Origin of the sequence: Frankia sp. AiPs1 (assembly GCF_023716945.1) — a bacterium.
Classification (GTDB): Bacteria; Actinomycetota; Actinomycetes; order Frankiales; family Frankiaceae; genus Frankia.
Map to the genome: position 1 here is coordinate 1 of NZ_JAMQQF010000044.1, position 24,336 is coordinate 24,336.

At 73.1% G+C, this 24,336-nt stretch carries 22 protein-coding genes; 13 read left to right on the forward strand and 9 right to left on the reverse strand.

The genetic code is table 11. The annotated features are described in order from the left end of the window. Positions 1–315, reverse strand: a 315-nt coding sequence (locus ND748_RS07415; protein WP_285901743.1) for an urease accessory UreF family protein, incomplete at its 3' end; no start/stop codon positions are given. A 503-nt stretch (positions 316–818) separates the two neighbouring features. Between ND748_RS07415 and ND748_RS07420 the strand changes: the two genes are divergently transcribed. Then, positions 819–1,025, forward strand: a complete 207-nt coding sequence (locus ND748_RS07420) for a hypothetical protein (protein WP_251744919.1) — start codon at positions 819–821, stop codon at positions 1,023–1,025. 208 nt (positions 1,026–1,233) lie between these two features. Next, positions 1,234–2,340, forward strand: a complete 1,107-nt coding sequence (locus ND748_RS07425) for a phytanoyl-CoA dioxygenase family protein (protein ID WP_251744920.1) — start codon at positions 1,234–1,236, stop codon at positions 2,338–2,340. Positions 2,341–2,362: 22 nt separating this feature from the next. Here ND748_RS07425 and ND748_RS07430 read toward each other — a convergent pair whose 3' ends face one another. From ND748_RS07430 to ND748_RS07440, 3 genes are read right to left on the reverse strand one after another with little or no spacing between them, the layout of a single operon-like run. Further along, positions 2,363–4,090 carry an urease subunit alpha gene (locus ND748_RS07430; RefSeq protein ID WP_251744921.1) on the reverse strand — a complete coding sequence of 576 codons (1,728 nt, stop codon included), beginning with the start codon at positions 4,088–4,090 and terminating at the stop codon, positions 2,363–2,365. Then, positions 4,087–4,407: an urease subunit beta gene (locus ND748_RS07435; RefSeq protein ID WP_308205602.1), complete on the reverse strand. Its 321-nt coding sequence runs from the start codon at positions 4,405–4,407 to the stop codon at positions 4,087–4,089. Before ND748_RS07435 ends, ND748_RS07430 begins: the two co-directional genes overlap by 4 nt. Continuing rightward, complete coding sequence (locus ND748_RS07440; protein ID WP_011602639.1) at positions 4,404–4,706, reverse strand: urease subunit gamma; 303 nt, start codon at positions 4,704–4,706, stop codon at positions 4,404–4,406. Before ND748_RS07440 ends, ND748_RS07435 begins: the two co-directional genes overlap by 4 nt. Before the next feature lie 473 nt (positions 4,707–5,179). Here ND748_RS07440 and ND748_RS07445 point away from each other — a divergent pair, with 473 nt between their 5' ends. The 5 genes from ND748_RS07445 to ND748_RS07465 all read left to right on the forward strand — a co-directional run bounded on the left by ND748_RS07445 (position 5,180) and on the right by ND748_RS07465 (position 10,985). After that, positions 5,180–6,214, forward strand: coding sequence for an ABC transporter substrate-binding protein (locus tag ND748_RS07445; RefSeq protein WP_251744922.1), 1,035 nt, complete (start codon positions 5,180–5,182; stop codon positions 6,212–6,214). After that, positions 6,211–7,095 (forward strand): ABC transporter ATP-binding protein, encoded by an 885-nt coding sequence (locus ND748_RS07450; protein WP_251744923.1) that lies wholly within the window; start codon positions 6,211–6,213, stop codon positions 7,093–7,095. Before ND748_RS07445 ends, ND748_RS07450 begins: the two co-directional genes overlap by 4 nt. Beyond that, a complete protein-coding gene (locus ND748_RS07455) occupies positions 7,092–8,003 on the forward strand; it encodes an ABC transporter permease (RefSeq protein WP_251744924.1) in 912 nt (303 codons plus the stop codon). Before ND748_RS07450 ends, ND748_RS07455 begins: the two co-directional genes overlap by 4 nt. Beyond that, the gene (locus tag ND748_RS07460; protein ID WP_251744925.1) at positions 8,000–8,896 is read left to right on the forward strand and encodes an ABC transporter permease subunit; all 897 of its coding nucleotides are present in this window, start codon (positions 8,000–8,002) and stop codon (positions 8,894–8,896) included. The genes ND748_RS07455 and ND748_RS07460 overlap by 4 nt, the downstream gene beginning before the upstream one ends. Positions 8,897–9,284: 388 nt before the next feature. After that, positions 9,285–10,985, forward strand: coding sequence for an adenine deaminase C-terminal domain-containing protein (locus ND748_RS07465; RefSeq protein ID WP_251744926.1), 1,701 nt, complete (start codon positions 9,285–9,287; stop codon positions 10,983–10,985). Positions 10,986–10,995: 10 nt separating this feature from the next. Here the strand turns inward: ND748_RS07465 and ND748_RS07470 are convergent, their stop codons facing one another. Both ND748_RS07470 and ND748_RS07475 read right to left on the reverse strand, forming a co-directional pair. Next, complete coding sequence (locus ND748_RS07470) at positions 10,996–12,291, reverse strand: ATP-binding protein (RefSeq protein WP_251744927.1); 1,296 nt, start codon at positions 12,289–12,291, stop codon at positions 10,996–10,998. A 146-nt stretch (positions 12,292–12,437) separates the two neighbouring features. Further along, positions 12,438–13,634 (reverse strand): aromatic ring-hydroxylating dioxygenase subunit alpha, encoded by a 1,197-nt coding sequence (locus ND748_RS07475; protein WP_251744928.1) that lies wholly within the window; start codon positions 13,632–13,634, stop codon positions 12,438–12,440. 793 nt (positions 13,635–14,427) lie between these two features. Here ND748_RS07475 and ND748_RS07480 point away from each other — a divergent pair. The 6 genes from ND748_RS07480 (at position 14,428) to ND748_RS07505 (ending at position 22,126) form a co-directional block, all read left to right on the forward strand. Then, complete coding sequence (locus tag ND748_RS07480; protein WP_251744929.1) at positions 14,428–15,333, forward strand: xanthine dehydrogenase family protein subunit M; 906 nt, start codon at positions 14,428–14,430, stop codon at positions 15,331–15,333. Continuing rightward, positions 15,330–16,046 (forward strand): 2Fe-2S iron-sulfur cluster-binding protein, encoded by a 717-nt coding sequence (locus ND748_RS07485; protein ID WP_308205603.1) that lies wholly within the window; start codon positions 15,330–15,332, stop codon positions 16,044–16,046. Before ND748_RS07480 ends, ND748_RS07485 begins: the two co-directional genes overlap by 4 nt. Then, the gene (gene pucD / locus ND748_RS07490) at positions 16,036–18,429 is read left to right on the forward strand and encodes a xanthine dehydrogenase subunit D (protein WP_251744930.1); all 2,394 of its coding nucleotides are present in this window, start codon (positions 16,036–16,038) and stop codon (positions 18,427–18,429) included. The genes ND748_RS07485 and pucD overlap by 11 nt, the downstream gene beginning before the upstream one ends. Then, entirely contained in the window at positions 18,426–19,796 is a 1,371-nt protein-coding gene (allB, locus tag ND748_RS07495) for an allantoinase AllB (protein WP_251744931.1), read from the forward strand. The genes pucD and allB overlap by 4 nt, the downstream gene beginning before the upstream one ends. A 277-nt stretch (positions 19,797–20,073) precedes the next feature. Beyond that, a complete protein-coding gene (locus ND748_RS07500) occupies positions 20,074–21,624 on the forward strand; it encodes an allantoicase (RefSeq protein WP_251744932.1) in 1,551 nt (516 codons plus the stop codon). A gap of 91 nt (positions 21,625–21,715) precedes the next feature. Continuing rightward, positions 21,716–22,126 (forward strand): hydroxyisourate hydrolase, encoded by a 411-nt coding sequence (locus ND748_RS07505; RefSeq protein ID WP_251744933.1) that lies wholly within the window; start codon positions 21,716–21,718, stop codon positions 22,124–22,126. 37 nt (positions 22,127–22,163) lie between these two features. Here ND748_RS07505 and ND748_RS07510 read toward each other — a convergent pair whose 3' ends face one another. The 3 genes from ND748_RS07510 to ND748_RS07520 all read right to left on the reverse strand — a co-directional run bounded on the left by ND748_RS07510 (position 22,164) and on the right by ND748_RS07520 (position 24,026). Beyond that, positions 22,164–22,481 carry a DUF3349 domain-containing protein gene (locus tag ND748_RS07510; protein ID WP_251744934.1) on the reverse strand — a complete coding sequence of 106 codons (318 nt, stop codon included), beginning with the start codon at positions 22,479–22,481 and terminating at the stop codon, positions 22,164–22,166. A 24-nt stretch (positions 22,482–22,505) separates the two neighbouring features. Continuing rightward, a complete protein-coding gene (locus tag ND748_RS07515) occupies positions 22,506–22,772 on the reverse strand; it encodes a hypothetical protein (protein ID WP_251744935.1) in 267 nt (88 codons plus the stop codon). A gap of 135 nt (positions 22,773–22,907) precedes the next feature. Beyond that, the gene (locus tag ND748_RS07520; RefSeq protein WP_251744938.1) at positions 22,908–24,026 is read right to left on the reverse strand and encodes an inorganic phosphate transporter; all 1,119 of its coding nucleotides are present in this window, start codon (positions 24,024–24,026) and stop codon (positions 22,908–22,910) included. Positions 24,027–24,336 lie beyond the last annotated feature (310 nt).

Sequence of the window (24,336 nt, forward strand, 5' to 3'; positions counted from 1 at the left end):
GTGCGGGGCGCGGGGGCCGGCCAGCACCGGCCAGGCGGCCCGGCCGGCTCGTAGCAGGGTGCGGCCCTGTGCCCGGCTCGCCGCACGCTGTGCCGGGGCGGGCGTGCGGGCGTCGAGTTCGGCGTCGAGATCGGCGACGCCGGTCCCGCCGGTCGCGATGGCGTGGCAGGTGGCGGCGGCGAAGGCGGCGGCGACCAGGCCGGCGGTGTGCAGCCGGCCGAGCAGGAACGCCGCCAGGTCGGTCAGGCTCGCGAGGCTGCCGTCGGTCACCGCGGCCTCGACCCCGCCCGAGTGGGCGTGCCCCCCGGTCGGCATGCGACCGTCCGCGAGCACCAGCAAGGTGGCGCGTCGCCCAGACCGCCCGATCGGACCATGCCTGTCCCCGCCGCCGGGGCCACGTTGCACCATGTGGCCAGGTTCCACCATGTGGCCAGGTTCCACCGTGTGGCCGGGTTGCACCGTGTGGCCGGGCTGGTCGGTGTGGCCGGGCTGGTCGGCGCCGACGTGGGTGTCCGTCTCGTCACCTGACTTCACAGCGCCCCTTCTGCAGGGTTCTTGCTCGTTGGTTGCCTTCGGCCGGATGACAGCCTCGGTCATTCGGGCGACAAACCGGACACACAGTCAGTGGTCCTGTGGAAGAGTTCGCGGCCGGTGGCCGCCGGCCGGCCCGGACGGGCGGCACCGCGGCGCTCGGTCGACCGGCCGTACGCCGCTCGGGTCCCGCCTGCCGGGCCATCCGTGCCACCGGTGGCGACGACCATCAAGAACCGGGACGAGGGGACGACATGTCACGACGGGCGACAGGGTCCGGACCGCGGGTGCGTCTGGTCGGGCTGCTGGTGGCGATGGTGGCGCTGGCACCCGTGCTCACTTCCTGCGGCGACAACCGGCCGCCGAAACCCCGCTGCCCGGCGGGCTACCAGGCCGACTGGGACGGCGACGATCACGAGTGGGAATGCGAGCGCAAGGGTTCCCACTCGCCGCACAGCACCGGTCACCGTACCCGCACCCGAAGTCGACACTAGACGCGCAGGTCGGCAGGTCGGCAGGTCGGTGGGCAGTCCGACGGTCCTGGCTGTGTCTGCGAGCGGCCGGGGCGCAGGGCTTGCCGGGCTCCGGATTGCTGCTGGTCAGCAACGGCGCCGAAACCCGCTCGCCGTACCGTGATGAACCGTCTGGTCCGGTCGGGGGGCCACCCGGGCTGGCGGCGACGTCGAGGGTGGAGGAACGACCATGGGTAGCCCGACTTCTCTCCCGGCTCCGGCGGGCGTGACCCGCGGGGCGCCGTCCCTGCCGGCGGTGGCCGAGGTCGGGGTGTTCGTCGTGGACCCGACCGAGCCGGACCCGCTGGCCGCGCCGGCGCTGGCCGGCCTCGGCGACTTCTACCACCGCCACGGGTTCGTCGTCCTCCGCGGTCTGCACTCGGCCGAGTTTCTCGACCGGGTCGAACGGGAGTGCGTCGCGGCCCAGCAGGCCGTCCTCGCCGGGACGGTGCCCGAGCGCTACGGCTCCACGCAGTACCTGGACGCCCGCTACCTGGACAGGGCGGGCCTGGACAGGGCGGGCTTGGGTCGGGGGGGCCTGGGTCGGGCGGGCCGGCCCGACGGGGCGGCGGACCCGTCCGGCCGGGCGTCGAACGGAACGGCCCCCGCCGGTGCCGACGTCGAGATCGGTGCCGGCCACGAGATCGGTGCCGGCCACGGGATCGAGGCGGACGTCGAGGCGTACGTGAACTACGTCGAACACGTGGAGGAGCTCGCCCCGGCGGTGCGGGCGACGGCGACCCATCCGCTCATGGTCGCCCTGCTGCGCCGCCTGCTCGGCGGGGACGTGTGGATGAGCCCCAGCGAGAACGACGGCGTGGTCTACCAGGACGCCCGGCCCGGCCGCGAGTCCGGCTACAGCCGGATCGGCTGGCACTCGGACTGGCAGGCGATGCCCAGCCTCGATGTCTGGCCCGGCTGCGCGTTCACCCTCCACATCGACGCGACCAGCCCGGCCAACGGATTCCTGCGGGTGGTGCCCGGATCCCACCGCTGGGCCACACCGGCGCCCTACCGCAACATCAACAACGTCGCCGTGCCCGCGGACGCCCGCCCCAGTGGGGGATACACCGACGTCGAGCCGCCCGACGAGATGCCGCTGGGATTCGAGAAGATCCCGGGGGAGATCGCCGTCTACGCCGAGCGTGGCGACCTGCTGCTGCACGATGCCTACCTGTGGCATTCGGCCGCCCGGGCGACGGAGAACGCCACGACCCGCCGCCATGTACGAGCCGGGTACTACAGCGGCGACCGCGGCTCCTACCGCGACCAGTTCATCAAGAACGCCGCCCGCTGACGGGCCCCCCGCTGACGGGTCGTCAGAACAGGAAGTACCGCTGGGCCATCGGCAGCTCGCGGACCGGGTCTGCCTCGACGGCGTCGCCGTCGATCGAGACCGTGAAGGTGTCCGGGTCGACCCGGATGTCCGGCGTCGCCGTGTTCTCCGGCAGGTCGGCCTTGCCGCGTCGGCGCACGTCCTCGACCGGGACCATCGGGGTGGCCAGGCCCAGCCGTTCGGGCAGCCCGGCGGAGATCGCGGCGGGCGCGACGAAGGTCAGCGACGAGGCGGCGGCCGGCCCCCGCGCGGCCCCCCACATCGGGCGGGGCAACACCGGCTGCGGGGTCGGGATGGAGGCGTTGGCGTCGCCCATGGCCGCCCAGGCGATGAACCCGCCCTTGAGGACCAGCGACGGCCGCACCCCGAAGAACGCCGGATCGTAGAGCACCAGGTCCGCGAGCTTGCCGGGCTCGACGGAGCCGATCTGCGCGTCCAGCCCGTGCGCGACCGCCGGGCAGATCGTGTACTTGGCGACGTACCGCCGGGCCCGCGCGTTGTCGGCCGGACCGTCCCCCGGCAGGGCCCCGCGGCGACGCTTCATCACATGCGCCGTCTGCCAGGTGCGCAGCACGACCTCGCCGATCCGGCCCATCGCCTGCGAGTCCGAACCGATCATCGAGATGGCGCCGAGGTCGTGCAGGATGTCCTCGGCGGCGATCGTCGACGGCCGGATCCGACTCTCGGCGAAGGCCAGATCCTCGGGCACGCTGGGGTTCAGATGGTGGCAGACCATCAGCATGTCGAGGTGCTCGTCGAGGGTGTTGACGGTGTGCGGGCGGGTCGGGTTCGTCGACGACGGCAGGACGTTGGCGGCGGCCGCGACGGTGATGATGTCCGGCGCGTGCCCGCCGCCGGCGCCCTCGGTGTGGTAGGCGTGGATGGCTCGGCCGGCGATGGCGGCGAGGGTGTCCTCGACGAAGCCGGCCTCGTTGAGCGTGTCCGAGTGCAGTGCCACCTGGACTCCGGCGGCGTCGGCGACGCGCAGGCAGGCGTCGATCGCGGCGGGCGTCGTGCCCCAGTCCTCGTGCAGCTTGAACCCGGCCGCGCCGGCCCGGAGCTGTTCCCACATCGACGCGTCGCTGACCGTGTTGCCCTTGCCGAGCAGGACGACGTTCACCGGCCAGTCGTCCATCGCGGAGAGCATCCGCCCGAGGTTCCACGAGCCCGGCGTCACGGTGGTCGCCTTGGTGCCCTCGGCCGGGCCGGTGCCGCCGCCGATGAGGGTCGTGATCCCGGTGCCGAGTGCCTCGGGGACCTGCTGCGGGCAGATCAGATGCACGTGGCAGTCGACCGCGCCCGCGGTGAGGATCTTCCCGTTCCCGGCGATGATCTCGGTGCCGGGCCCGATGACCAGGTCGGGATGGACGCCGTCCATCGTGTCCGGGTTGCCGGCCTTGCCGAGCGCGACGATCCGCCCGTCGCGGATGCCGACGTCCGCCTTGATCACACCCCAGTGGTCGAGTACGACGGCGCCGGTGATGACGAGATCGGGGGCGCCCTCGGCGCGGGTCGCCCGCGACTGGCCCATGGACTCGCGGATGACCTTGCCGCCGCCGAAGACCGCTTCATCGCCGCTGCCGGCGAGCGCCGGACCGCGGCTGCGGTCCTCGGTCACCTCGATGAGCAGGTCGGTGTCGGCGAGGCGGATGCGATCGCCGACCGTCGGTCCGTACAGCAGGGTGTAGCGCGAGCGGTCCAGGCGGCTCAAGAGCTCGCTCCGTCGAGGGGGCCGGCGAACTCCGGGCGCAGGCCGGGCACGACCCGGGCGCCGGCCAGCGGGACGAGGTCGACCTCGCGTTCCACCCCGGGCTCGAAGCGGACCGCGGTGCCGGCGGGCACCGCCAGCCGGTGCCCCCAGGCGAGGTCGCGGTCGAAGTCGAGCGCCGGGTTGGCCGCGGCGAAGTGGTAGTGCGAGCCGACCTGCACCGGACGGTCGCCGGTGTTGCGGACCAGCACCGTCCGGACGGGCCGGCCCGGGTTGATCTCGACGGGGTCGGCGGCCGGCAGGATCTCGCCGGGTATCACGCGATCGGCTGGTGCACGGTGACCAGCTTGGTGCCGTCCGGGAAGGTCGCCTCGACCTGGACCTCGGCGAGCATCTCCGGCACCCCCTCCATGACGTCGTCCCGGGTGAGCACGCCGCGCCCGGCGGTCATCAGGTCGGCGACGCTGCGGCCGTCGCGGGCGCCCTCCAGCAGGAACGAGGTGAGCAGGGCGGTCGCCTCGGGATGGTTCAACCGCAGCCCGCGGGCGCGGCGTTCCCGGGCGAGTCCGGCCGCCACGTGGATGAGCAGCCGTTCCTGTTCATGAGGGCTCAGCAGCACGACCGCGAAGCCTAGCAGGCACGGCCAATGACGCCCGCGTCGCCGCCAATGACGCCCACGTCGCCGCGGCCAATGACGCCGACGTTGCCGCGACCGGCACGGCTGGTCGGTCCGCGGGTTCCGCTGGTCGGTCCGTGGGTTCCACGGCACTGGCGCACCCTCGCCATTCGGCCGTCGGTCGATGTCGGGCAGGTGAACGTTGAACCCATTTCGGGGCATCCAGGTTTCGGTGACGTTTCGGTCCGCGGGAATCCTGGGGGCGGTGGTGGAGCGTGACCGGCCCGGCGGCGAGAATGGAGTTACTGGCAATTCACACAGGTGCGATGAGACGGATACGCCTCCTTCCTAGCGTCCGGGAGACCGCTCGGGCAGGTCGGATCGACCGGCCGACGGGGTGTGCCCGAGACGAGTGTGATGGGGGTTTGGTGATACCAGCTCTGGATCGGCGGGGTTTTCTCCGCCGAGGTGTGGGAGTGACCGCGGGAGCGACCCTGCTCACCGTCGGCGGGGGCGGCCTGCTCGCCGCATGCGGCAGCGACGACAGCGACGACTCGGGCTCGGGCGGTTCCGGCGCGGCTTCGTTCGGGACGCTCGGCGTCCGCCTGTCGTGGATCAAGAACGCGGAGTTCGCCGGGGAGTACCTCGCCGACCAGCGCGGCTACTACAAGGCGGCCGGATTTTCCGGCGTCAATCTGATCGCGGGGGGCCCGTCGGCGACGCCGCAGGACACCGACGTCGCCACCGGTAAGGCTTTCATCGGGATCTCCTCGCCGGACATCACCGGGACCGCGATCGCCCAGGGCGCCCCCCTTAAGATCATTGGCGCGCAGTATCAGAAGAACCCGTTCGCCATCCTGTCCATGGCCAAGAGCCCCATCAGCACGCCGCAGGACATGGTCGGCAAGAAGATCGGCGTGCAGGCGACCAACGAGTCGGTCTGGTCGGCGTTCCTGAAGGCGAACAAGCTCGATCCGTCGTCCATCACGAAGGTGCCGGTGGAGTTCGACCCGCTGCCGCTGACCACCGGAACGGTCGACGGCTGGTTCGCCTTCGTGACGAACGAGCCGAACCTGCTGCGGGTCAAGGGCTTCGATGTCACCACCTTCCTGCTCGCCGACCACAACTATCCGCTCGTCTCGGAGACCTTCATGGTCACCGACGAGTCGATCGCGAAGAACCGCGACAAGGTGAAGGCGGCGCTGACCGCCGAGATCCGCGGCTGGAAGGATGCCACCTCCGACGCCTCGCTCGGCGCCAAGCTCGCCGCCACCGTGTACGGCAAGGATCTCGGTCTGGACGAGAAGGAACAGGGCCTGGAGAGCGCCGACCAGAACAAGCTCATCCTCACCGAGGAGACGAAGAAGAACGGGCTGTTCACGCTCACCGACACGCTGGTCGAGGAGAACATCGCCACCCTCAAGCTCGCCGGCGTCGACATCACCGCCGAAAAGCTGTTCGATCTGTCCATCATCCGAGAGCTGTACAAGGAGAAGCCGGAACTCGTATGAGTGCAGCCGCCACGTCCATGCCAGAGCCGGCCCCGGGACCGTCGGCTCCCTCCGCTGCTGTCCCTGGTTCCGGCGTGAGCGTGGTGGGCCTGCGCAAGGAGTTCCGCCTCGGCCGCTCGTCGATGCTGGCCCTCGACGACGTCAATCTCGCCACCGCCGAGGGCTCGTTCCTGACGCTCATCGGGCCGTCGGGCTGCGGGAAGTCGACGGTGCTGCGCATCCTCGCCGATCTCGACGCGCCCAGCGCCGGGGAGGTGCTGGTGCACGGGGAGCATCCGGCGACCGCCCGCCGTGGCCACCACCTCGGCATCGCCTTCCAGGACCCGGCGCTGCTGCCGTGGCGCTCGGTCGAGGCCAACATCCGGCTGCCGCTGGAGGTCGCCGGGGTGAAGTCGAACCGGGCGGTGATCGCGGACCTGATCCGGCTGGTGGGGCTCACCGGTTTCGAGAAGGCCCGTCCGGCGCAGCTTTCCGGCGGGATGCGCCAGCGGGTCGCGATCGCCCGCGCCCTCGTCGTCGAGCCCCGCATCCTGCTGCTCGACGAACCGTTCGGCGCCCTCGACGACATGACCCGCCAGCGGCTGAACTTCGAGCTACTGCGGATCTGGGGCGAACGGGCCACGACGACCCTGCTCGTCACCCACTCCATCCCCGAGGCGGTGATCCTCTCCGACACCGTCGCCGTGATGAGCGCCCGGCCCGGGCGCATCTCCGCACTCGTCGACATCGACCTGCCCCGGCCGCGCACCCCGGCGATGCTGCGCTCGGCGCGGTTCCACGAGCTGCACGACGAGCTGTCGACGTTGCTGTTCGCCGGCGGCGAGACGGCGCCGGTCACGGTGCGGACGCCGGCGGCCGACCCCGCTCGGAGCGGGGCATGACGACCCTGCAGGACGCCGGCTTCGGCGCCACCGGCGGCGGTCCGGGCGGGCCCGGGAGACCGGGGGGACCGGGGGGATCATCCGGACCGGGCGGGTCGGGCGATCCCGGTGCGGGGCGCCGCGGCGGCGGGGTGGGGGCGGGTGCCGATCGACCGGTCTGGATCGGCGGCGCGGTCGGGATCGTCGGGATCGTCGCGCTGTGGTGGGTGCTCGCGGTCACGGTGCTCGACAACGGCGGGGTGGTGCCCACCCCGTGGGAGGTCGTGCGAGCGCTGTGGGATGACCATCGGCTCATGTGGACGTCGGCGAAGTCGACGGTGGCGATCGCGGTGAAGGGCTGGTTGATCGGCAACGGCCTGGCCATCGGTCTCGCCGTGGTGTTCTTCGGGGTTCCGGTGGTGGAGCGGGTGTTGCTGCAGATCGGCGTGGCGTCCTACTGCCTGCCGATCATCGCGATCGGCCCGATCCTCACCACCGTGTTCGACGGCAGCACCCCCCAGATCGCCCTGGCCGGCATCTCCGTGTTCTTCACGACGATGGTCGGCACCCTGCTCGGCCTGCGGGCCGCGGACCCGGCGAGCCTCGACGTGGTGCGGGCCAGCGGCGGCGGCGGCTGGAAGCAGATGCGGTACATCCGGCTGCGGGCCGCCCTGCCGAGCACCTTCGCCGGGTTGCAGATCGCCGCGCCGGCGGCCGTCCTCGGCGCGATCATCGGCGAGTTCCTCGGCGCCGACCGGGGGCTCGGCGTGGCCATGGTCCACTCCCAGCAGGCCCTGGAGGTCCCGCGGACGTGGGCGCTGGCCGCGGTCGCCTCCGCGGTCGCCGGACTGGGCTACGCGCTGACCGCGCTCGTCGCCCGGCTGGTCACCCCGTGGGCGCCGCGCGGTAACCCGGGCGGCGGGCTGTGACGGCCGGCGCCCCGGCGGCGACCACCCTGGAGCCGGCCACGACCGGCTCCGCACCTCCGGCGGCGGCCGCGGGGCCCAGTCCGCACGTGCTGCTCACGGCGATCCTGCTGCGGGTCGGGCGCACCATGCTGTCCGTCGTCGCGTCGGCCGCCGTGATCGTCGGTCTCTGGTACGCGTTCATCGCCGTGTTCGATCTCAACCCGCTGGTCGCCAAGGATCCGCAGGCGGTGTGGACGTACCTGTTCACGGCCGACAAGGCCGCCGAGAGCCGGCGGGCCATCCTCGACGGGCTGTGGCACACCCTCGGCGACGCCGGGGTCGGGTACGCGGCGGGCACCGTGGCCGCGATCGTCGTCGCCGTCGCCTTTGTGTTGTTCCGGTCGGTGGAACGGGCGCTGATGCCGGTGGCGATGATGCTGCGGTCGGTGCCGCTCGTGGCGATGATCCCGCTGCTCACCCTGATCTTCGGACGGGGCCTGACCGCGGTCGGGGTCATCGCCGGGATCATCGTGTTCTTCCCGTCGCTGGTGAACCTGGTCTTCGGGCTGCGCTCCGGCCCGCCGGCCGCCGCCGATCTGGTCCGCGCCTACGGGGGTGGTCCCGCCACCGTGCTGCGCAAGGTTGCGCTGCCCAGCGCGCTGCCGGCGCTGTTCGTCTCCGCGCGTATCGCCGTCCCGGGCGCGGTCATCGGTGCGCTGCTCGCCGAGTGGCTGGCGACCGGCGAGGGGCTCGGCTACTACATGCAGCGTGCCCAGCAGACGTTCAACTACGGCGGAGTGTGGGCCTCGGTGGTAGTGATCACCGTGGCGAGCATCGCGCTGTACGCCGTCGTCGGCTTCATCGAGGCGATCGTCCTGGCGCGGTACGGGCCGAACTCGGGTCGTGGCAGGTAGCGATGATTGTGATGCCCGCAATGGTGCGCTCGATCGCGCCCGCCGCATCGTCCGGACGGGCCATCCTGGGGCGGTCGGTTCTCCGCCGTGCACCTCGTCGCCCCCCGGCCTGCCCTCCCGCGGCGTATCTGGCGATTGCCCTGCGATATAACCAAAATCGGCGCGAATTACGCGAAGTACTCGGGCGGCCACCTTCCCTGCCTGCCCTCTTCGGATGTAGATGCGCCGCCGGCGTCGGCCGGCGGACGAAGGGCTGCCTTTGAACGTCGAACGCACCAGCCTCGGACCCCGGCTGATGGCGGCGCCCGGCCGGGTGGTCCGGCCGACGCGGACGGTTCCCGCCGGTTCGGCCACATACCCGCGGGCACCGGCCCGCACGGAGTCGCCCATGGTGATCCCCCGCCTGGACCGGCATGACCCCCCGTCGGAACCGGTCGGTCCGATCGGGCACCTCCCGGTGGCCGGCGCGGACCGGTTGTCCCCCTCGGCCGCCGAGCTGGCACGCCTGCGCCGGGTCGCCGACGGTGAGGAGGACGCCGACCTGGTCGTGCGCGGTGGCCTGGTCGTCGTCGTGCACGACGGCACGGTGGTCAACCGCGACATCCTCATCGTCGGGCGGTACATCGCCGCCGTGACCAGGCCCGGGGTGCTCAGTGGTCGGCGCTCCCTCGACGCCGCCGGCCGTTACGTCGTCCCCGCCTACGTCGACGCCGGGCTGCGGGTCGAGGAGACCCTGCTCAGCGCGGGCGAGCTGGCCCGTCTGCTCATCCCCCGCGGGACGGTGACGCTGCTGACCGACCCGGCGGCGCTGCTCGCGCTCGGCGGCGTCCACGGCTCGGAGCTCGCCACCGGCTCCGCGACGCCGCTGCGGGTACTGCTCCGTTCGGGCGGTGGCCTCCCGTCCGACACGGACCTGGCGCTCGCTGCGCCGGCCCCGCCGATCGCCCCGGTCACCGGTCCCGCGGCGATCCCACCCACCGCACCCACCACCACCTCGATCGTCGAGGTAAGCCCGGCGTTGCCGGGGGCCGGGCTGAGCGGCCTGTCCGCGTTGGGCGCGGGGCCGGTGGCGGATGCCGCCGGACTGCGCTGGGTCCTGGACTACCCCGGCCCGGCCAGGAACAGGACGGTCACCGAACTCGCCACCCACGGCCATCTCGACCACGACGTGCGGCTCGCCGTCGGCCAGGGGATGGGCCCGATCGACGCCATCCGGCACGCCACCCTGTTCCCGGCCCGGTCGCACGGCCTGGACTCGGCGTTGGGCTCCATCGCCCCCGCCCGGCTGGCCGACCTGCAGGTGGTGACCACACTCGCCGGCACCGCCCCACCCGACGTGGTGGTGGCGGGCGGGCGGATCGCCGCCGAACACGGCCGCCCGCTGTTCGACAATCACGATGTGGCGCCGGCGTGGGCCGTCGGCCGGATCCGGCTGCCGGCGAACCTGCATGCCGGCTCCTTCATCGGCCCCGGTCTGAGCCGGGCGGGCAGGCAGGACGTCAGCGTCGCGGCGGTGAGCATCGACGTGCCCCGCGAACCGGCGGCCCACCCGGTCGTGGGCGGTCCCGGCCGCGGCCCGTTGGGCGGTGCGGGTCCCGAGCCGGCGACGGCGACGGCCCGCCGGCACGGTGTGCGCACGGTACGGGTGCAGCCGACGGTGCACGGCGGGTTCGTGGTCGCCGATCCCACCCGCGACCTGCAGAAGGTCGCGGTCTTCGAGCGGGATGGCGGCGGCGGACCGGTCGACGTGGGGCTGATCCGCGGCTGCGGGCTCCTGCGCGGCGCACTCGGGGTGTCGACGATGCACGCGCCCGGCCACGTGGTCGTGGTCGGCGCCCGCGACGACGACATGCTGACTGCCGCCCGAGCGATCGAGGGCATGGGCGGCGGGTTCGTCGTCGTGGACCAGGGCTGGGTGCGGGCGGCCTGCCCGCTGCCGTTGCTGGGCCTGATGAGCGACGCCCCGTGGGAGGCGGTGCTTGGCGAGCTGGCCGCCGTCGACACCGCCGCGGCGGCTCTCGGCTGCCGGCTGCCGGCTCCGCTGCGGACCCTGGCGACCCTCGGCCGGTTGCTCTACACCCGTCCCTGACGGCACCTCGTCAGCCCCGCCGGCCCCCACGGGCCGCCTGCGGCCGGTGGGGCAGGGCGGGGCCCCCATCAGGAATGGCCCAGCCGGGCGATGCGGGTGATGCGGGGCTCGCCGGATCGTTGATGCCGGTCTGGGTCCGCACGTGCGCGGCGCACTCGCGCAGGTCGCGGTGGACCTGATCGGTCAGGTGCCAGGTGCGGCCCGCGCCGTCACTGCCCACCTGGACCAGGCCGGCGTGGAGCAGGCCGATGAGGTGGGCGCGTGCCCGCGACCGGTCCACGCCCAGCAGAGCGGCCGCCTGCGCGGTGCGTAGCCGCGGGGTCCGCCGTAGCCCGGTGAGGAGCTGGAGTTCGGCCCGACCCAGCGGCCGGCCGAGCCGCTCGCGGGCCGCGACGTACCGGGCGAAGGCGAGGTCCGCGGGGGTGGCGGGCAGGGTGGCGACGACCGTCCGCTCGGCCGGATGATCGAAGTGGGGAGCCGCGAGACCGTGGCGGAGCTGGTCGGCGATGGCCCGACCGATCCCGTGCCCGGTGCGCTGGGCGATCCCGGCCCGCCGGAAGGCGTCAGCGAGCAGGGGGTTGCGCGGGCCGGGCGGCCCTGCGAGCGCGGTCCCCGGCAGCGGTCCGGCGGCCGGCGCCACCGGGTTCGTGATCTCGAGGCGGTCATCGGCCCACCGCACGTGGACGGCGCCGGGAACGTCGTAGTCCCGATGGGTCAGCGCGTTGGTGACCAGCTCCCGGAACGCCTCCTCCGAAAAGGCGGGAACGTGCACTCGTAGGAGCTCGAACCGAATCACCTGTTCGGTGTTGCGGGCGCGGAAGCGGGCGAGTAGCTCCTCGGCGAGCCGGAACAGCGGCCAGCGGAAGAAGTCGTTCACCACGGCCGTGTCGGCCCGCATGACCTGCATCGCCGCCTCGTGCCAGGGCAGGAACCAGCGGATCGCCTCCGGCCGGCCGAACAGCAACAGGGCCTCGGGCAGCAGGACCGGATCCGACCCGCCCGACCCCGACCCTGGCCTGTCCGACCCCGACCCGTTCGACCCTGGCCTGTCCGACCTTGAACCGTCCGACCTTGATCTGCCTGACCCGGCGTCGCCGGGCCCCGACGCCGCACCTGGCTCGGACGCACCGTCCGAACGGGCTACACCGAGGGCGGCGGCCAGCTCACGGTCCGGCAGCCCGGCGAGACCGGCGTCGGCGCGCGACCCCGCGGCGCCCACCAGCCGGCGGAACCGCTCGAACTCGCGAGGGTCGAGGTCCGTCCACCTCGCCCCGTCGAGCGGCCGCCCACGATCTCGCACCGTCATCAGTTCTGCGCCTCCCGGCCGAATCGATCTCTCATCGTAGGTCGCGACGCAGGCCGTCGACCTGCGATGTCGCTCCCACCGGGTGTCGGATATCCGCCGCTCTCAGCGCAGTCGGGACGGCCTCCCCGAAACGTCGGACCTACCGGCTACCGGCTCGTCGTCCGCCGGAACTCGGTGCGGTGGGCGGTGGTGCGGAGCCGGTCTCGGTCGTCGGCCGGTTGCCCGGCGCCGCGAGCCGGCAGCCGGGTCGCCCGGTCGACGAGGGACGCCAGCGCCCGGCGCAGTGCGACTCCTGCGGCGTCGGCCCGGATGCTCACCTCCTCGGCAAGGTCGGCATCAGCGCCCCGCCCAGATGCGCCCCGTCCAGACTCGTCCCTCGGAGACTCGCCCCTCAGCGGGTCGGCTCTCGGAAGGTCGCCGAGCAGGGGCAGGCCGTCAAGGTCGAACCGTTCCTGCAGCGCGAGGTCCTCGTCGAGCACGGCCTGCTCGAAGCGGGCGGCCTCGGCCATCCGCGCGGCGTCCCCGCCCAGGTCGTCGCGCAGCAGCCTCGTGTAGATCCGGGTGGATCCCTCGTCCTCCGGCTGAAGACAGAACTGAATCGTGTTGATCATTCCGGCATCCGGGTAGTCCAAGCGCAGGCGCAGCATGAACGGCGGTCGATACACGTAGGTCGACCAGCGGCGCTGCACGAGCGGATGCTCGCCGGTGGCGACCTTGGGGTCCTCCGGATTGGCTACCCGCTGCTCCATCTGCACGACGAAGCCCTCGCCGTCCGGTGTCACCCGGTACGGCGCGACCAGGGTGTCCTCTCCGGCGCCGATCGTGGCGGCGTGCACGAACGGGAAATGCGCCGTGTCCAGGAAGTTGTCGGCGAGCAGGCCGGCGCAGGCGGAGGATCGGGACGGCTCGAGCCAGACCGAGTCGAAACCCGCCTCGTCCGCCTCGGGGATCTCGATCAGGTCGGTGAACGGTTCCGCCGGGGCGATCCAGATCAGGCCATGCCGCTCGACCACACCCCACGGCGGGATGGCCCTGGCCCGCCTGGGGGCGGGCACCCCGGGGCCCAGGGAGGGGATCGCGGTGCACGCACCGGAGGCGACGAAACGCCAGCCGTGATACCCGCAGATGATCTCCGTCGCATCTACCCGGCCGGCTGACAGCGGTGCGAGCCGGTGCGGGCACCGATCGGCGAACGCCGCCAGGCCGTTGTCCAGACGGGCGAGGACCCACGGCTCGCCCAGCAGCCGCACCGCCACCGGCTTGTCGGCGACCTCCCCGGACCGTGCCACCGGATGCCAGCCGTGGCGCAACGCGGCAGTGGTGTTCTTCAGACGACGTGACATGCCCACCTCGCTCGGTCGCGTGCCGCCGGCGCGAATCGGCCCGCCGGCCCGGTGTGATGGTCGGACCCGTGATCTGGCCGGAACCGTCCCCCGGGCGGGCGGACGTCCGCCGGGCACGTCTTCCTGGCGGCCATCCTCCCGGGCCATCCTCCGTCGGACCTTCATCCGGCTGAACTGCTCGCCGCGGCGCGCGGCGCTGCCCGCATTCCGAAGCCCACGTGATCCCGTGATCCCGTGGGCCGGAACGGGGCGACTCCCTGTGGTGCATGGTCCCGGCGGGCCATGCCCTCGTGGTCCTCATCGGTCCCGCCATCACACGTGAGGAACGGGAGAGAACCGCACGCCCTGCCGGCAGAGGGGACAAAGGTCCCATTTGACTGGGATCGGCCCGGCGTTTCGACTCGACGCCATGTAGGTAACAATCGGTGACGGACCATTGGACGGCTGGTGATAGTTCGGGTTGGTCGAACGCGGTGACTGCCCCGGTGGGCGGGGCGGGATCTAACCGCAGCTGGCCCGATCGGGCGGCCTCACGGAGCGTCTGCGTGGTCAAACATCACTGTAACTTTCCGCCTCTAGGGTCGGTTGCCATGCACCGTTCGTCCGCCTGCCCCGCTGCCACCCGGCTCGCCGGTCGGTCCCGCTGGTCGGTCCCGCCCGGATGCACTGCCGCGGGTCCGATCGGACGGGTGCGGTTCATGGCCCGGCCCGCACGGTCTGGGCGGGCGCGCTCCCGCCAGCTGCGGTTCCGGCGGGCGAGGTCCCTGTGACGGCCGGCGGATCGACGTCTGCGATGTTCCGGCCTCGCACGGTCGGTGAGGCGGTGGAGATGCTCGCCGCCGCACACGACTCCGGTGCCGCGGTGGCGCTGCTGGGCGGTGGCACCGATCTGGTCCCCGCGCTGCGGTCCGGGGAGCGTGTCGCGGGGGTGGTCGTCGCGCTGCGTCGGGTGCTCGAACTGCGGGTTCGCGGGGCCGGAGCCGACAGCCTGACCATCGGCGCGGGGGCGACCTACACGGACCTGGCCGGCTGGTCGCTCTCGCCCGGCCTGGCCCGGGCCGCCCGGGTCGTCGGCTCCGTCCAGATCCGCAACACCGGCACGGTCGGCGGCGCGCTGGGATCGGCGCGGCCCGCGGGCGATCTGCTCACCTTCCTGACCGCCGCCGACGCCGAGGTGCTCACCGCCTCGCCCCGAGGATTGGACCGGCAGCCGTTGCCGCGTTTCCTCGCCGACGGGCTGGCCCCGGACGCCCTCGTCACGGCGGTGCGGCTGGCCCGTCCGGGCGGCCCGCAGGTCTACCTCAAGATCGGTGATCGACAGGCCGCGTATCCGGCGGTCGTCTCGTGCGCGGTCCTCGTGGACCGGGTGCGTCACCGGTTGACGTGCGCGATCGGGGGAGTCGGCCTACTGCCCGCCCGGATGGGGGACGCCGAGCGGTACGCACGCGACGAGGTCGACTGGTCGACCGGGACGGTGTCTCCGACAGCGGCTCGACGCTTTGGCGACCTGGTCGTCGAGGCGGCCGCCCGAATCACTCCCGCGCTGCCCGCGGGCCCGCGAGGTTCCGCGGAGTACCGCTGGCACGCGGCCGGAGTGCTCGCCGGCCGGGCGTTCGCCCGCTGCCTCCACGTGACCGCACCCCCGGCCGGAGTCCCCGGCGGCCCCGCCGGGGACTCCGCCGTCGGCGGGCAGCCGTGACCGCGGTGGCCCCGGACGGCTTCGCCGCCGGGCCGACGGGTACAGGGGAAACAGCCGGTACCGATGGCGAGGCAACCGGTACCGATGGCGGGGCAACCGGTGCTGGTGGCGGGGCGAACGGTGGCGATGGCGGGGAAGCCGGCGTCGGCGGTGGGGAAACCGGGGCGGACGGCAACGAGAGCTACCGGCTGAACGTCGACGGCTTCCTGCGCACGGTGAACGGCGCCCGGCTCGGGGATTCGCTGCTCACCGTGTTGCGGGACACCCTTGGGGTGACGGCGGTCAAGGACGCCTGCGAGCAGGGCCGGTGCGGGGCCTGCTCAGTGCTGCTGGACGGCCGGCTCGCGGCGTCCTGCACGGTGCTTGCCGCGGACGCCGACGGAACCCGGGTGGTCACCGTCGCCGGGTTGGGCGGCGCGGGGCTGGCCCGGGCGGTCCGGGCGATGTTCCTTGCCGAGGGGGCGGTGCAGTGTGGCTTCTGCACCCCGGGCTTCGTGGTCGCGGTGACGGATCTGCTCACCCGCCATCCGGACGCCGACGAGGAGGAGATCCGCGAGGCGTTGGCCGGCAACATCTGCCGGTGCACCGGCTATGGCCGCATCCTCGCCGCCGTGCGGGCGGTCCAGGCTGAGCGCAGCCTCCTCCGTTCGGGGGATGCTCACTCATCTGGGCAGACCCAGCGTCCTCCTGATGGAGGTCCGGATGGGGGGTGAGGTCGTGAGCGGCGGAATCGGGCGATCGGTGCCTCGCCCGGATGGGCCAGAGAAGGCGAGCGGAGCATTCCGGTACGCAGGGGACCTGCGGGTACCGGGGATGCTGCACGCGCGCACGCTGCGCTCCCCGCATCCACGGGCCCGGCTTGGGCGGATCGACGCCGCGGCGGCCCGCCGCCTGCCCGGGGTGGCCGCCGTGGTCACGGCCGCCGACGTGCCGGGCGTGGCCACCTACGGGCTGATCGTCGCCGACCAGCCGGTCTTCGCCGCCACAGAGGTGCGTTACGCCGGGGAGCCGGTCGCCGCCGTGGCCGCGGTCGACGCGGCGACCGCCCGCCGCGCGCTCGCCGCGATCGAGGTGGACTACGAGCCGCTGCGTCCCTCGACCGACCCGGAGCAGGTGCTGGCCGCGGACGCGGAGGCCCTGCACCCCGCCGGCAACCTGTTCCGCGAGATCGACATCCGGCACGGCGAGCCCGGGGTCGACGGTTCCGTCGTCGTCGAGGACCGCTATGTGGTCGGCATGCAGGACCAGGCGTTCCTGGCACCGGAGGCGGCCCTGGTCAGCCCGGCCGCCGACGGTGGGGTGGACCTGCGCGTCGCGACCCAGTGGCTGCACTCGGACCGCGAGCAGCTCGCCGCCTGCCTGGGCATCCCGGAGAACCTCGTCCGCCTCACCCTGGCCGGCGTGGGGGGCGCGTTCGGGGGGCGCGAGGACGTCACCCTGCAGATCCACGGTGCGCTGCTGGCCCGGGTGACGGGTGCGCCGGTACGGATCGCCTACGACCGGGTCGAGTCCTTCCTCGGCCATCCGCACCGTCATCCGGCCCGGATGTGGTTCCGGCACACCGCGACCGCCGATGGTGAGCTGGTCAGCGTCCAGGCCAACGTCGTCCTCGACGGCGGTGCCTACGCGTCGTCCTCCCCCGCGGTGCTCGCGAACGCGGTCACCCACGCCGCCGGCCCCTACCGGGTATCGCACGCGCGGCTGCGCGGGGTGGCCGTGCGGACCAATAACCCGCCCTGCGGGGCCATGCGAGGTTTCGGCGTGCCACAGGTGACCATCGGCCACGAGGCCCAGATGGACCGGTTGGCGGATGCGCTCGGCCTGGACCCCGTCGAGCTGCGGATCCGCAACGCCGTCCGACCGGGGGATGTCCTGCCAACCGGGCAGGTACTCGGCGCCCCGCTGCCGGCGCGTGAACTCATCCAGCTCGTCGCCGCCCGCCCGCTGCCCCCGCCGCCACCGGCCGTGGACGTCACCGGCCTCGCCCTGCCCGGTGGTCTGCCCGCCGCGGCCGAGCCGAGCCGGGTGCGTCGCGGCGTCGGCTACGCCCTGGCCTACAAGAACCTCCTCTTCTCGGAGGGCATGGACGACTCGTCGGCGGCCCGCGTCCGACTGGACCTGACCGACGACGGCACGCCGCGCGTCCGGGTGCACAGCGCCTGCGCCGAGGTCGGCCAGGGCTTCGTCACCATCGCCGGCCAGATAGCCCGCACCGAGCTCGGCGTCGAACAGGTCGTCCTCGCCCCCGCCGACACCGCGGTCGGCAGCGCCGGCTCCACCAGCGCCTCCCGCCAGACCTGGATGAGTGGCGGCGCGGTGCGCGGTGCCTGCGTCGCGGTCGCCGACCGGCTGCTCGCCCGGGTCGCGCGGGCCGCCGAGCTGCCGGCCGAGGTCGTCGAGGCCCCCCGGCGTACCCTGCGGATCGCCGCCGGACAGATCGTCGGCGTGGAGGCCGGGCTGCGCATCGCCATCGCCGACGCCCTGGCCGAAGGTCCGATCGAGGCCGACTACACCTTCCACCACCGGCGGACGACCGCGCTGGACGCCGACGGTCAGGGCGATCCGCACGTGGCGTTCGCCGGCGCGGCCCACCGGGCGGTCGTCGACGTGGACATCGATCTTGGCCTGGTCCGGGTCGTGTCGATGGCGCTGGCCCAGGACTGCGGCACCGTGCTCAATCCCCTGTCCCTGCGTGGGCAGGTCGAGGGGGGCACCGCCCAGGGGCTGGGCCTCGCCCTGATGGAGGAGCTGGTCACCGTGGACGGGGTGGTGGTCAACCCGACCTTCCACGACTACCTGCTGCCGACCACCGCCGACGTCCCCGATCTGGACTTCGTCGCCGTCACCGAGCCGCAGCCCGACGCACCCTACGGGGTCAAGGGCGTCGGGGAGGCACCGACCTGCACCGCCACCCCCGCGATCGTCGCCGCCATCCGGGCGGCGGTCGGGCGGGACCTGCGACGGGTCCCGGTGCGCCCGCAGGACCTCGTCGATCTCCCGACCCGTTCAGACCTCCCCCGTTCTGACCTCCCGACCAGCCCGCACCTGCCGACCCGCTCCGGCGTCGCCCCGGCCGGAGGTGCTTCGACGGCATGAGTGAAGACCTTCCGGACACGCCGGCATCCCTGCCCGAGCGGCCGCAGGTGCTGCGGTCCACTCGGGTGGTCCTGCCCGACGGCGAGCGGCCGGCGGCGGTGCACCTCGCCGACGGCCGGATCACCGCGATCACCGGGCCCACCGAGGTGCCGGCGGATGCCCTGGTCACGGACCTCGGCGACCTGGCGTTGCTGCCCGGTGTGGTCGACAGCCACGTGCACGTCAACGAGCCGGGTCGGACGGAGTGGGAGGGTTTCGCGACCGCGACCCGTGCCGCGGCCGCGGGCGGCGTCACCACGATCATCGACATGCCGTTGAACGCGATTCCGCCGACGACCTCGCTGGCGGCGCTCGCGACCAAGCGGGCGGTCGCCGAGGGGCAGATAGCCGTCGACGTCGGGTTCTGGGGCGGCATCATCGGTGCCGACACCCGCAGTCTCGCCGACCTGGCCGCCCTGCACGACGCCGGTGTCTTCGGCTTCAAGGCGTTCCTGGCCCCGTCGGGGGTCGAGGAGTTCCCGCACGTCTCGATGGAGGTGCTCGCCGCCGCCGGACGGCACACCGCCCGGATGGGCGCCCTCACGGTCGTGCACGCGGAGTCGCCCGCCGTTCTCGCGGCGGCGCCGCCGGTGGCCGGGCGGGCCTACGCGAGCTGGCTGGCCTCCCGGCCCGCGGCGGCGGAGACGCAGGCGGTGGCGGGACTGGCGGCGCTGTCCGCGGCGACGGGCGCGCGGCTGCACGTGCTGCACCTGTCCGCCGTCGACGCGCTTGACGAGATCCTCGCCGCCCGCGCGGAGGGGCTGCCGCTGACCGCCGAGACCTGCCCGCACTACCTGACGTTCACCGCGGAGGAGGTCCCCGAAGGGGCCACGGTGTTCAAGTGCGCCCCGCCCATCCGCGGCAGGACGAACCTGGACCGGTTGTGGGCCGCGATGTCGGCGGGGTTGCTCACCGGGATCGTCAGCGACCACTCGCCGTCGACGCCGGAGGTCAAGCACATCGACAGCGGCGACTTCGCGGCTGCGTGGGGCGGTATCGCGTCCGTGCAGGTCGGGCTACCCGCGGTCTGGACCCAGGCCCGCGTCCGCGGCCACACCCTCGCCGACGTGGTCGGTTGGATGTGCGCGGGCCCCGCGGACCTCGCCGGGCTGCGCGGCAAGGGTCGGCTCGCCGTCGGTGCGGACGCCGACCTCGTCGTCTTCGACCCGGATGCGTCGTTCCTGGTTGAGCCGTCCATGCTGCGGCATCGCCACCCGCTCACCCCCTACGCTGGACGCAGCCTGGACGGAGTCGTCCAGGCAACCTATCTGCGGGGGGTGCGTGCGGACGGTGACCGCCCGCCGCGGGGACAACTGCTGGCACGGTGAGGTGACCACCTCACCCGATCGGGCCAGGACCCCTTCCGTCCGCCGCGGGCCGCATCCACGGCTGGCGCGGACGGGCCCCCACGTCCGGTCGTGGGGTACCGACCCGAACCAGCCGCAGGCGTCGACGGGACGTACCCTTTGCCTCCCGCAAACGTGCCGACCCAGCCTGCTCGCACCGGACCGCCACCGACGCCGATGGCGACCCGGCGGCTGCCCGGCCAGCGGCGCAGCAGCCGGTCGCCGCAGGTGACACCGCTCGACCTGAGAGAAGGATCCGATGAGTGACGAGCCCGACCTGACCAACCTCGTCGACCTGGCGGCAGCCCGTTCCGGCGGCACGGTCGTGGCCGTCAACGACGAGTTCTTCGCGTTCGCGGAGCGGATGTTGCTGCCCGAACCGCCCATCGTGCGCCCCGGCGTGTTCACCGAACGGGGCCAGTGGACCGACGGCTGGGAGACCCGCCGCCGCCGTGACCTGCCGGGGGCCGACTGGGCCATCGTCCGCCTGGGCGCGCCCGGGATCGCCCACGCGATCACCGTCGACACCACCCACTTCACCGGCAACGCCCCGGAGGCCGTCGAGATCCACGGGGCGACGGTCGCCGGCTATCCGTCCGCCGCGGAGGTCGCCAGCGACGCCGTCGACTGGGTGGAGCTGGTCCCGCACACGCCGATCGCCGCCGATGCGGTCAATGTGCTGCCCGTGGCGGAGGCGGGCCGGCTTCGCATCACCCATCTCCGGCTCAACATTCATCCGGACGGGGGAGTCGCCCGGCTGCGCGTGCATGGCACGGTCGTGCCAGACCCGCGCCTGCTCGACCGGGTCACCTCCGATCTTGCCGCCGCCTACCTGGGCGGGGTCGTGGTGGCCGCAAGCGACATGCACTACGGCGACCGGCACAACCTCAACGCCTCGGGCGACGCCCGGGCGATGGGGGAGGGCTGGGAGACCCGCCGCCGCCGCGGCACCGGGCACGACTGGGCGGCGGTCCGCCTGACGACGCAGGGTCTGATCGTGCGGGCCGAGGTCGACACCCGCCACTTCCGCGGCAACTCCCCCCGGGCCGTGGAGCTGTGGGCAGCGGACCACCCGGACATGCTCGACCCCGATGACATCAGCGCCATCACCGATTGGGTTCCGCTGCTGCCGCGCACGCGGGTGCAGCCCAACACCCGGCACCTGTTCGATCTGGAGGTGCCCGTCCGGGCCACCCACGTGCGCGTCGACGCGATCCCCGACGGCGGCCTGGCCCGGCTGCGGCTGACCGGCGTGCCGACGGCCCCCGGGCGCGAGGCGCTGGCCATGCGCTGGTTCGACGCACTGTCCCCGGACGCCGCCCGCGAGGAGCTGCTGGCCTGCTGCGAGTCCGAGGACTGGGCCGAGGCGGTGGTGGCCCGCCGTCCGTTCGGCAGTCTGGCCGCCCTCCTGCCCGCTGCCGAGCAGGAATGGTGGCGGTTGCCGGAGTCGGCCTGGTTCGAGGCGTTCACCGCGCATCCCCGGATCGGGGAGCGCCCGACCGGCATTCCCGCGCCGCCGACGACGGCGCGTGCGTCGGTGGTCTCCCTCGACGCCCCCCGGCGGGAGCAGGCGGCGATGGACGAGGCCCCCGAGGAGATCAAGGCGGCGTTCGCCACCGGCAACGCCGCCTACGAGGAGCGCTTCGGCTACATCTTCCTGGTCCGGGCGGCCGGCCGCAGCGCCGAGGAGATGCTCGCCCTGCTGCAGGAGCGGATGACCCACGAGCCCGACGAGGAGCTGCGCATCGCCGCCGGCCAGCAGGCGGAGATCACCGCCCTGCGGATCCGGCACCTGATCACCGGGGCGTAGCCCGCCGGCGATGACAGGGCTGGTGATCGGGCCGGCCGGCCGAAGCGCGGCCAGCCGGGCATGGGCCAGAGAGGACTGCACGGGAGGGGCGATGGGGCTGTCCACACACGTCCTGGACACGGCGCGGGGGCGGCCCGCTGTGGGGGTGCCGGTTCGGCTCGAACGGGGCGAATCTCGCCCGAACCTCGGCGGCGCCGGCGATACCAGCCAGACCGGCGCCGAGCAGACCGGCGCCGAGCAGACCGGCGCTGGGCAGACCACAACTGGGCAGACCGGTACCGGCTGGACCGTGGTCACCGAGGCGGTCACCGATGCCGACGGGCGGGTCGGCGGCCTGCCGCTGACCGCGCCCGGCCCCTGGCGGCTCGTCTTCGACACCAGCGCCCGCTCGGTGTTCTTCCCCGAGGTGAGCATCGCGTTCCACGTCACGGACCCGGCGGAGCACCATCACGTCCCGCTCCTGCTGGCGCCGTTCGGCTATTCGACCTATCGCGGCAGCTGACCTGGTACCGCCCGCCGGGTGGACGACTCGGGGCGGGTCAGGTCTCGGGGGCGGGCTGCGGGCGGGTTGGGGAGGCCAGCGGCCATCCGCCGGCCGCCAGCCGGGCGCTGACTCGGGCGATGTCGCCCTCCAGGGGGACGTCGTGGGTGACGTCGGCGATCGCCGTGCGGATCGCCAGGGCCGAGGCGGAGTCACCGCTCGTGGTCAGCGCCGCGGCGATTGCGGCCACCTCATCCCCGGTCAGCTTGCGCCGCAGCAGCGCGAACAACGGCAGATAGTCCCGCTCCGGGACGCCGTCGGGGTACCCGGCCCGCAGCCACTGGATGACCGATGCCAGCAACGGAGGCAACGCCACGCCACTCACCTTCCTCTGGCTCCATCACGTTCCGGCGACGACGGAGTAGATACCCCAGCCGATCGCCGCCAGCACTGCGGCGAAGCACGCCGCCCCGGCGGCGATCCCGAGCGGGTTCGTCCCGATGACACGGTCGCCACCGGCCTCGCCGGCGGCGGGTGCGCCGCCGGCCCGACCCGGCAGGCTCACCGCGCGCAGCCCGACCGCGAACAGTGCGGGTAGTCCCGCCCCGGCGAGCAGGCCGATGCCGACGATCTTCCACAGGGCGTCCAGGTCGATCCAGGAATCCATGCCCGCCTCTCCCTTCGTCACTTCCACCGGCCACCAACTTCCACCGGCCGTCGACTTCCACCGATCGTCATGTCCATCGGTGGTCACTCAGGACCGGCCCGACGGCCGAGCGGCCGTCGCGTCCGGGGCCGCACCTCAGGCCGCGACCCGCTCCCCGGTGTCGTCGGTGGCCGTGGCGCCGTCCCACTCGTCGTTGACGTTGTGCTGGCTGACCGGCGTCCGGCGGGCCCGCAGGTACAGCAGGGCGGACGCGATCACCAGCAGCACGAAGACGATGACCACGCCGGGGGTGCCGCCGATGCCCTGGGCGATCCCGTAGCACCCGGCGCCGACGAGCCCGGCGGCCGGCAGGGTCAGCAGCCATGCGGTGGCCATCCGGCCGGCGACGCTCCAGCGCACCTCCGCGCCCTTGCGACCCAGGCCGGTGCCGAGAATCGAGCCTGTCGCCACGTGCGTCGTCGACAGCGAGTACCCGAAGTGGCTGGAGAGCAGGATCGTCGCGGCCGAGGACGACTCGGCGGCCATGCCCTGCGGGGAGTCGATCTCGACCAGCCCCTTGCCGAGGGTCCGGATCACCCGCCAGCCGCCGAGGTAGGTACCCAGGCTGATCGCGATCGCGCAGCTCAGGATCACCCAGAACGGCGCCTCGGACCCAGCGTCCACCGTGCCGTTGGCGATGAGGGCCAGGGTGATGATGCCCATCGTCTTCTGCGCGTCGTTCGTGCCGTGCGCGAGCGAGACGAGCGACGCCGAGCCGATCTGGCCGAGCCGGAATCCGTGGCTGCGTGCCCGGTCCGGGACGCCACGGCTCAGCCGGTAGATCAGATAGGTTCCCACGGTCGCGATGAGAGCGGCGATCACCGGCGACAGACCGGCCGGAATGATTACCTTCGAGACGACTCCGTGCCATTTGACGCCGTGCGTTCCGGCGGCGGCGATGGTCGCCCCGATGACCCCACCGATGAGTGCATGAGATGAACTGGAGGGTATTCCGAAGAACCACGTCAGCAAATTCCAGGTAATACCGCCTACCAGCCCGGCGAACACCACGGTCAGCGTGACGAGATGGGTGTTGACCAGGCCACTCGCGATCGTCGCGGCCACGCTGAGCGACAGGAAAGCGCCGACCAGGTTCAGCACTCCGGACAGGGCGACGGCGACCTTCGGGGGCAGTGCCCGCGTCGCGATCGAGGTCGCCATTGCGTTGCCGGTGTCATGGAACCCGTTTGTGAAGTCGAAGGCCAGCGCGGTCATGACCACCAAAACCAGGATGCCGTCGTTCACGCTGTCTGTTGTAGACCCGAACTGGGCCGATGTCGACCCGTCGGGAACATCCAGAACATCACCTTGAATGATGTTCGCCGTCGTTAACCAATTATTAATGTGGTGCACGCTCGCCGTTTGGTTTAACGGGCGACGCCTGATTGGCGTGGTGACCGTGGGGTTCCTGGCGTCCACCCAGGCGGGCGACCGTCGCCCGGTCGAGGCCCGCGGCGGCAAGGCGCGGATCGTCCAGCAGGCCCGCGTCCAGCGCCCGCAGGACGTGCCCGGCCAGGGCCCCCCC

Bases quoted from the DNA above. Each gene is read 5' to 3' on its own strand.
- ND748_RS07425 (WP_251744920.1), top strand. From the start codon at position 1,234: ATGGGTAGCCCGACTTCTCTCCCGGCTCCGGCGGGCGTGACCCGCGGG.
- ND748_RS07450 (WP_251744923.1), top strand. From the start codon at position 6,211: ATGAGTGCAGCCGCCACGTCCATGCCAGAGCCGGCCCCGGGACCGTCG.
- ND748_RS07455 (WP_251744924.1), top strand. From the start codon at position 7,092: ATGACGACCCTGCAGGACGCCGGCTTCGGCGCCACCGGCGGCGGTCCG.
- ND748_RS07465 (WP_251744926.1), top strand. From the start codon at position 9,285: ATGGTGATCCCCCGCCTGGACCGGCATGACCCCCCGTCGGAACCGGTC.
- ND748_RS07470 (WP_251744927.1), bottom strand. From the start codon at position 12,291: ATGACGGTGCGAGATCGTGGGCGGCCGCTCGACGGGGCGAGGTGGACG.
- ND748_RS07475 (WP_251744928.1), bottom strand. From the start codon at position 13,634: ATGTCACGTCGTCTGAAGAACACCACTGCCGCGTTGCGCCACGGCTGG.
- ND748_RS07480 (WP_251744929.1), top strand. From the start codon at position 14,428: ATGTTCCGGCCTCGCACGGTCGGTGAGGCGGTGGAGATGCTCGCCGCC.
- pucD (WP_251744930.1), top strand. From the start codon at position 16,036: ATGGGGGGTGAGGTCGTGAGCGGCGGAATCGGGCGATCGGTGCCTCGC.
- allB (WP_251744931.1), top strand. From the start codon at position 18,426: ATGAGTGAAGACCTTCCGGACACGCCGGCATCCCTGCCCGAGCGGCCG.
- ND748_RS07500 (WP_251744932.1), top strand. From the start codon at position 20,074: ATGAGTGACGAGCCCGACCTGACCAACCTCGTCGACCTGGCGGCAGCC.
- ND748_RS07505 (WP_251744933.1), top strand. From the start codon at position 21,716: ATGGGGCTGTCCACACACGTCCTGGACACGGCGCGGGGGCGGCCCGCT.
- ND748_RS07515 (WP_251744935.1), bottom strand. From the start codon at position 22,772: ATGGATTCCTGGATCGACCTGGACGCCCTGTGGAAGATCGTCGGCATC.
- ND748_RS07520 (WP_251744938.1), bottom strand. From the start codon at position 24,026: ATGACCGCGCTGGCCTTCGACTTCACAAACGGGTTCCATGACACCGGC.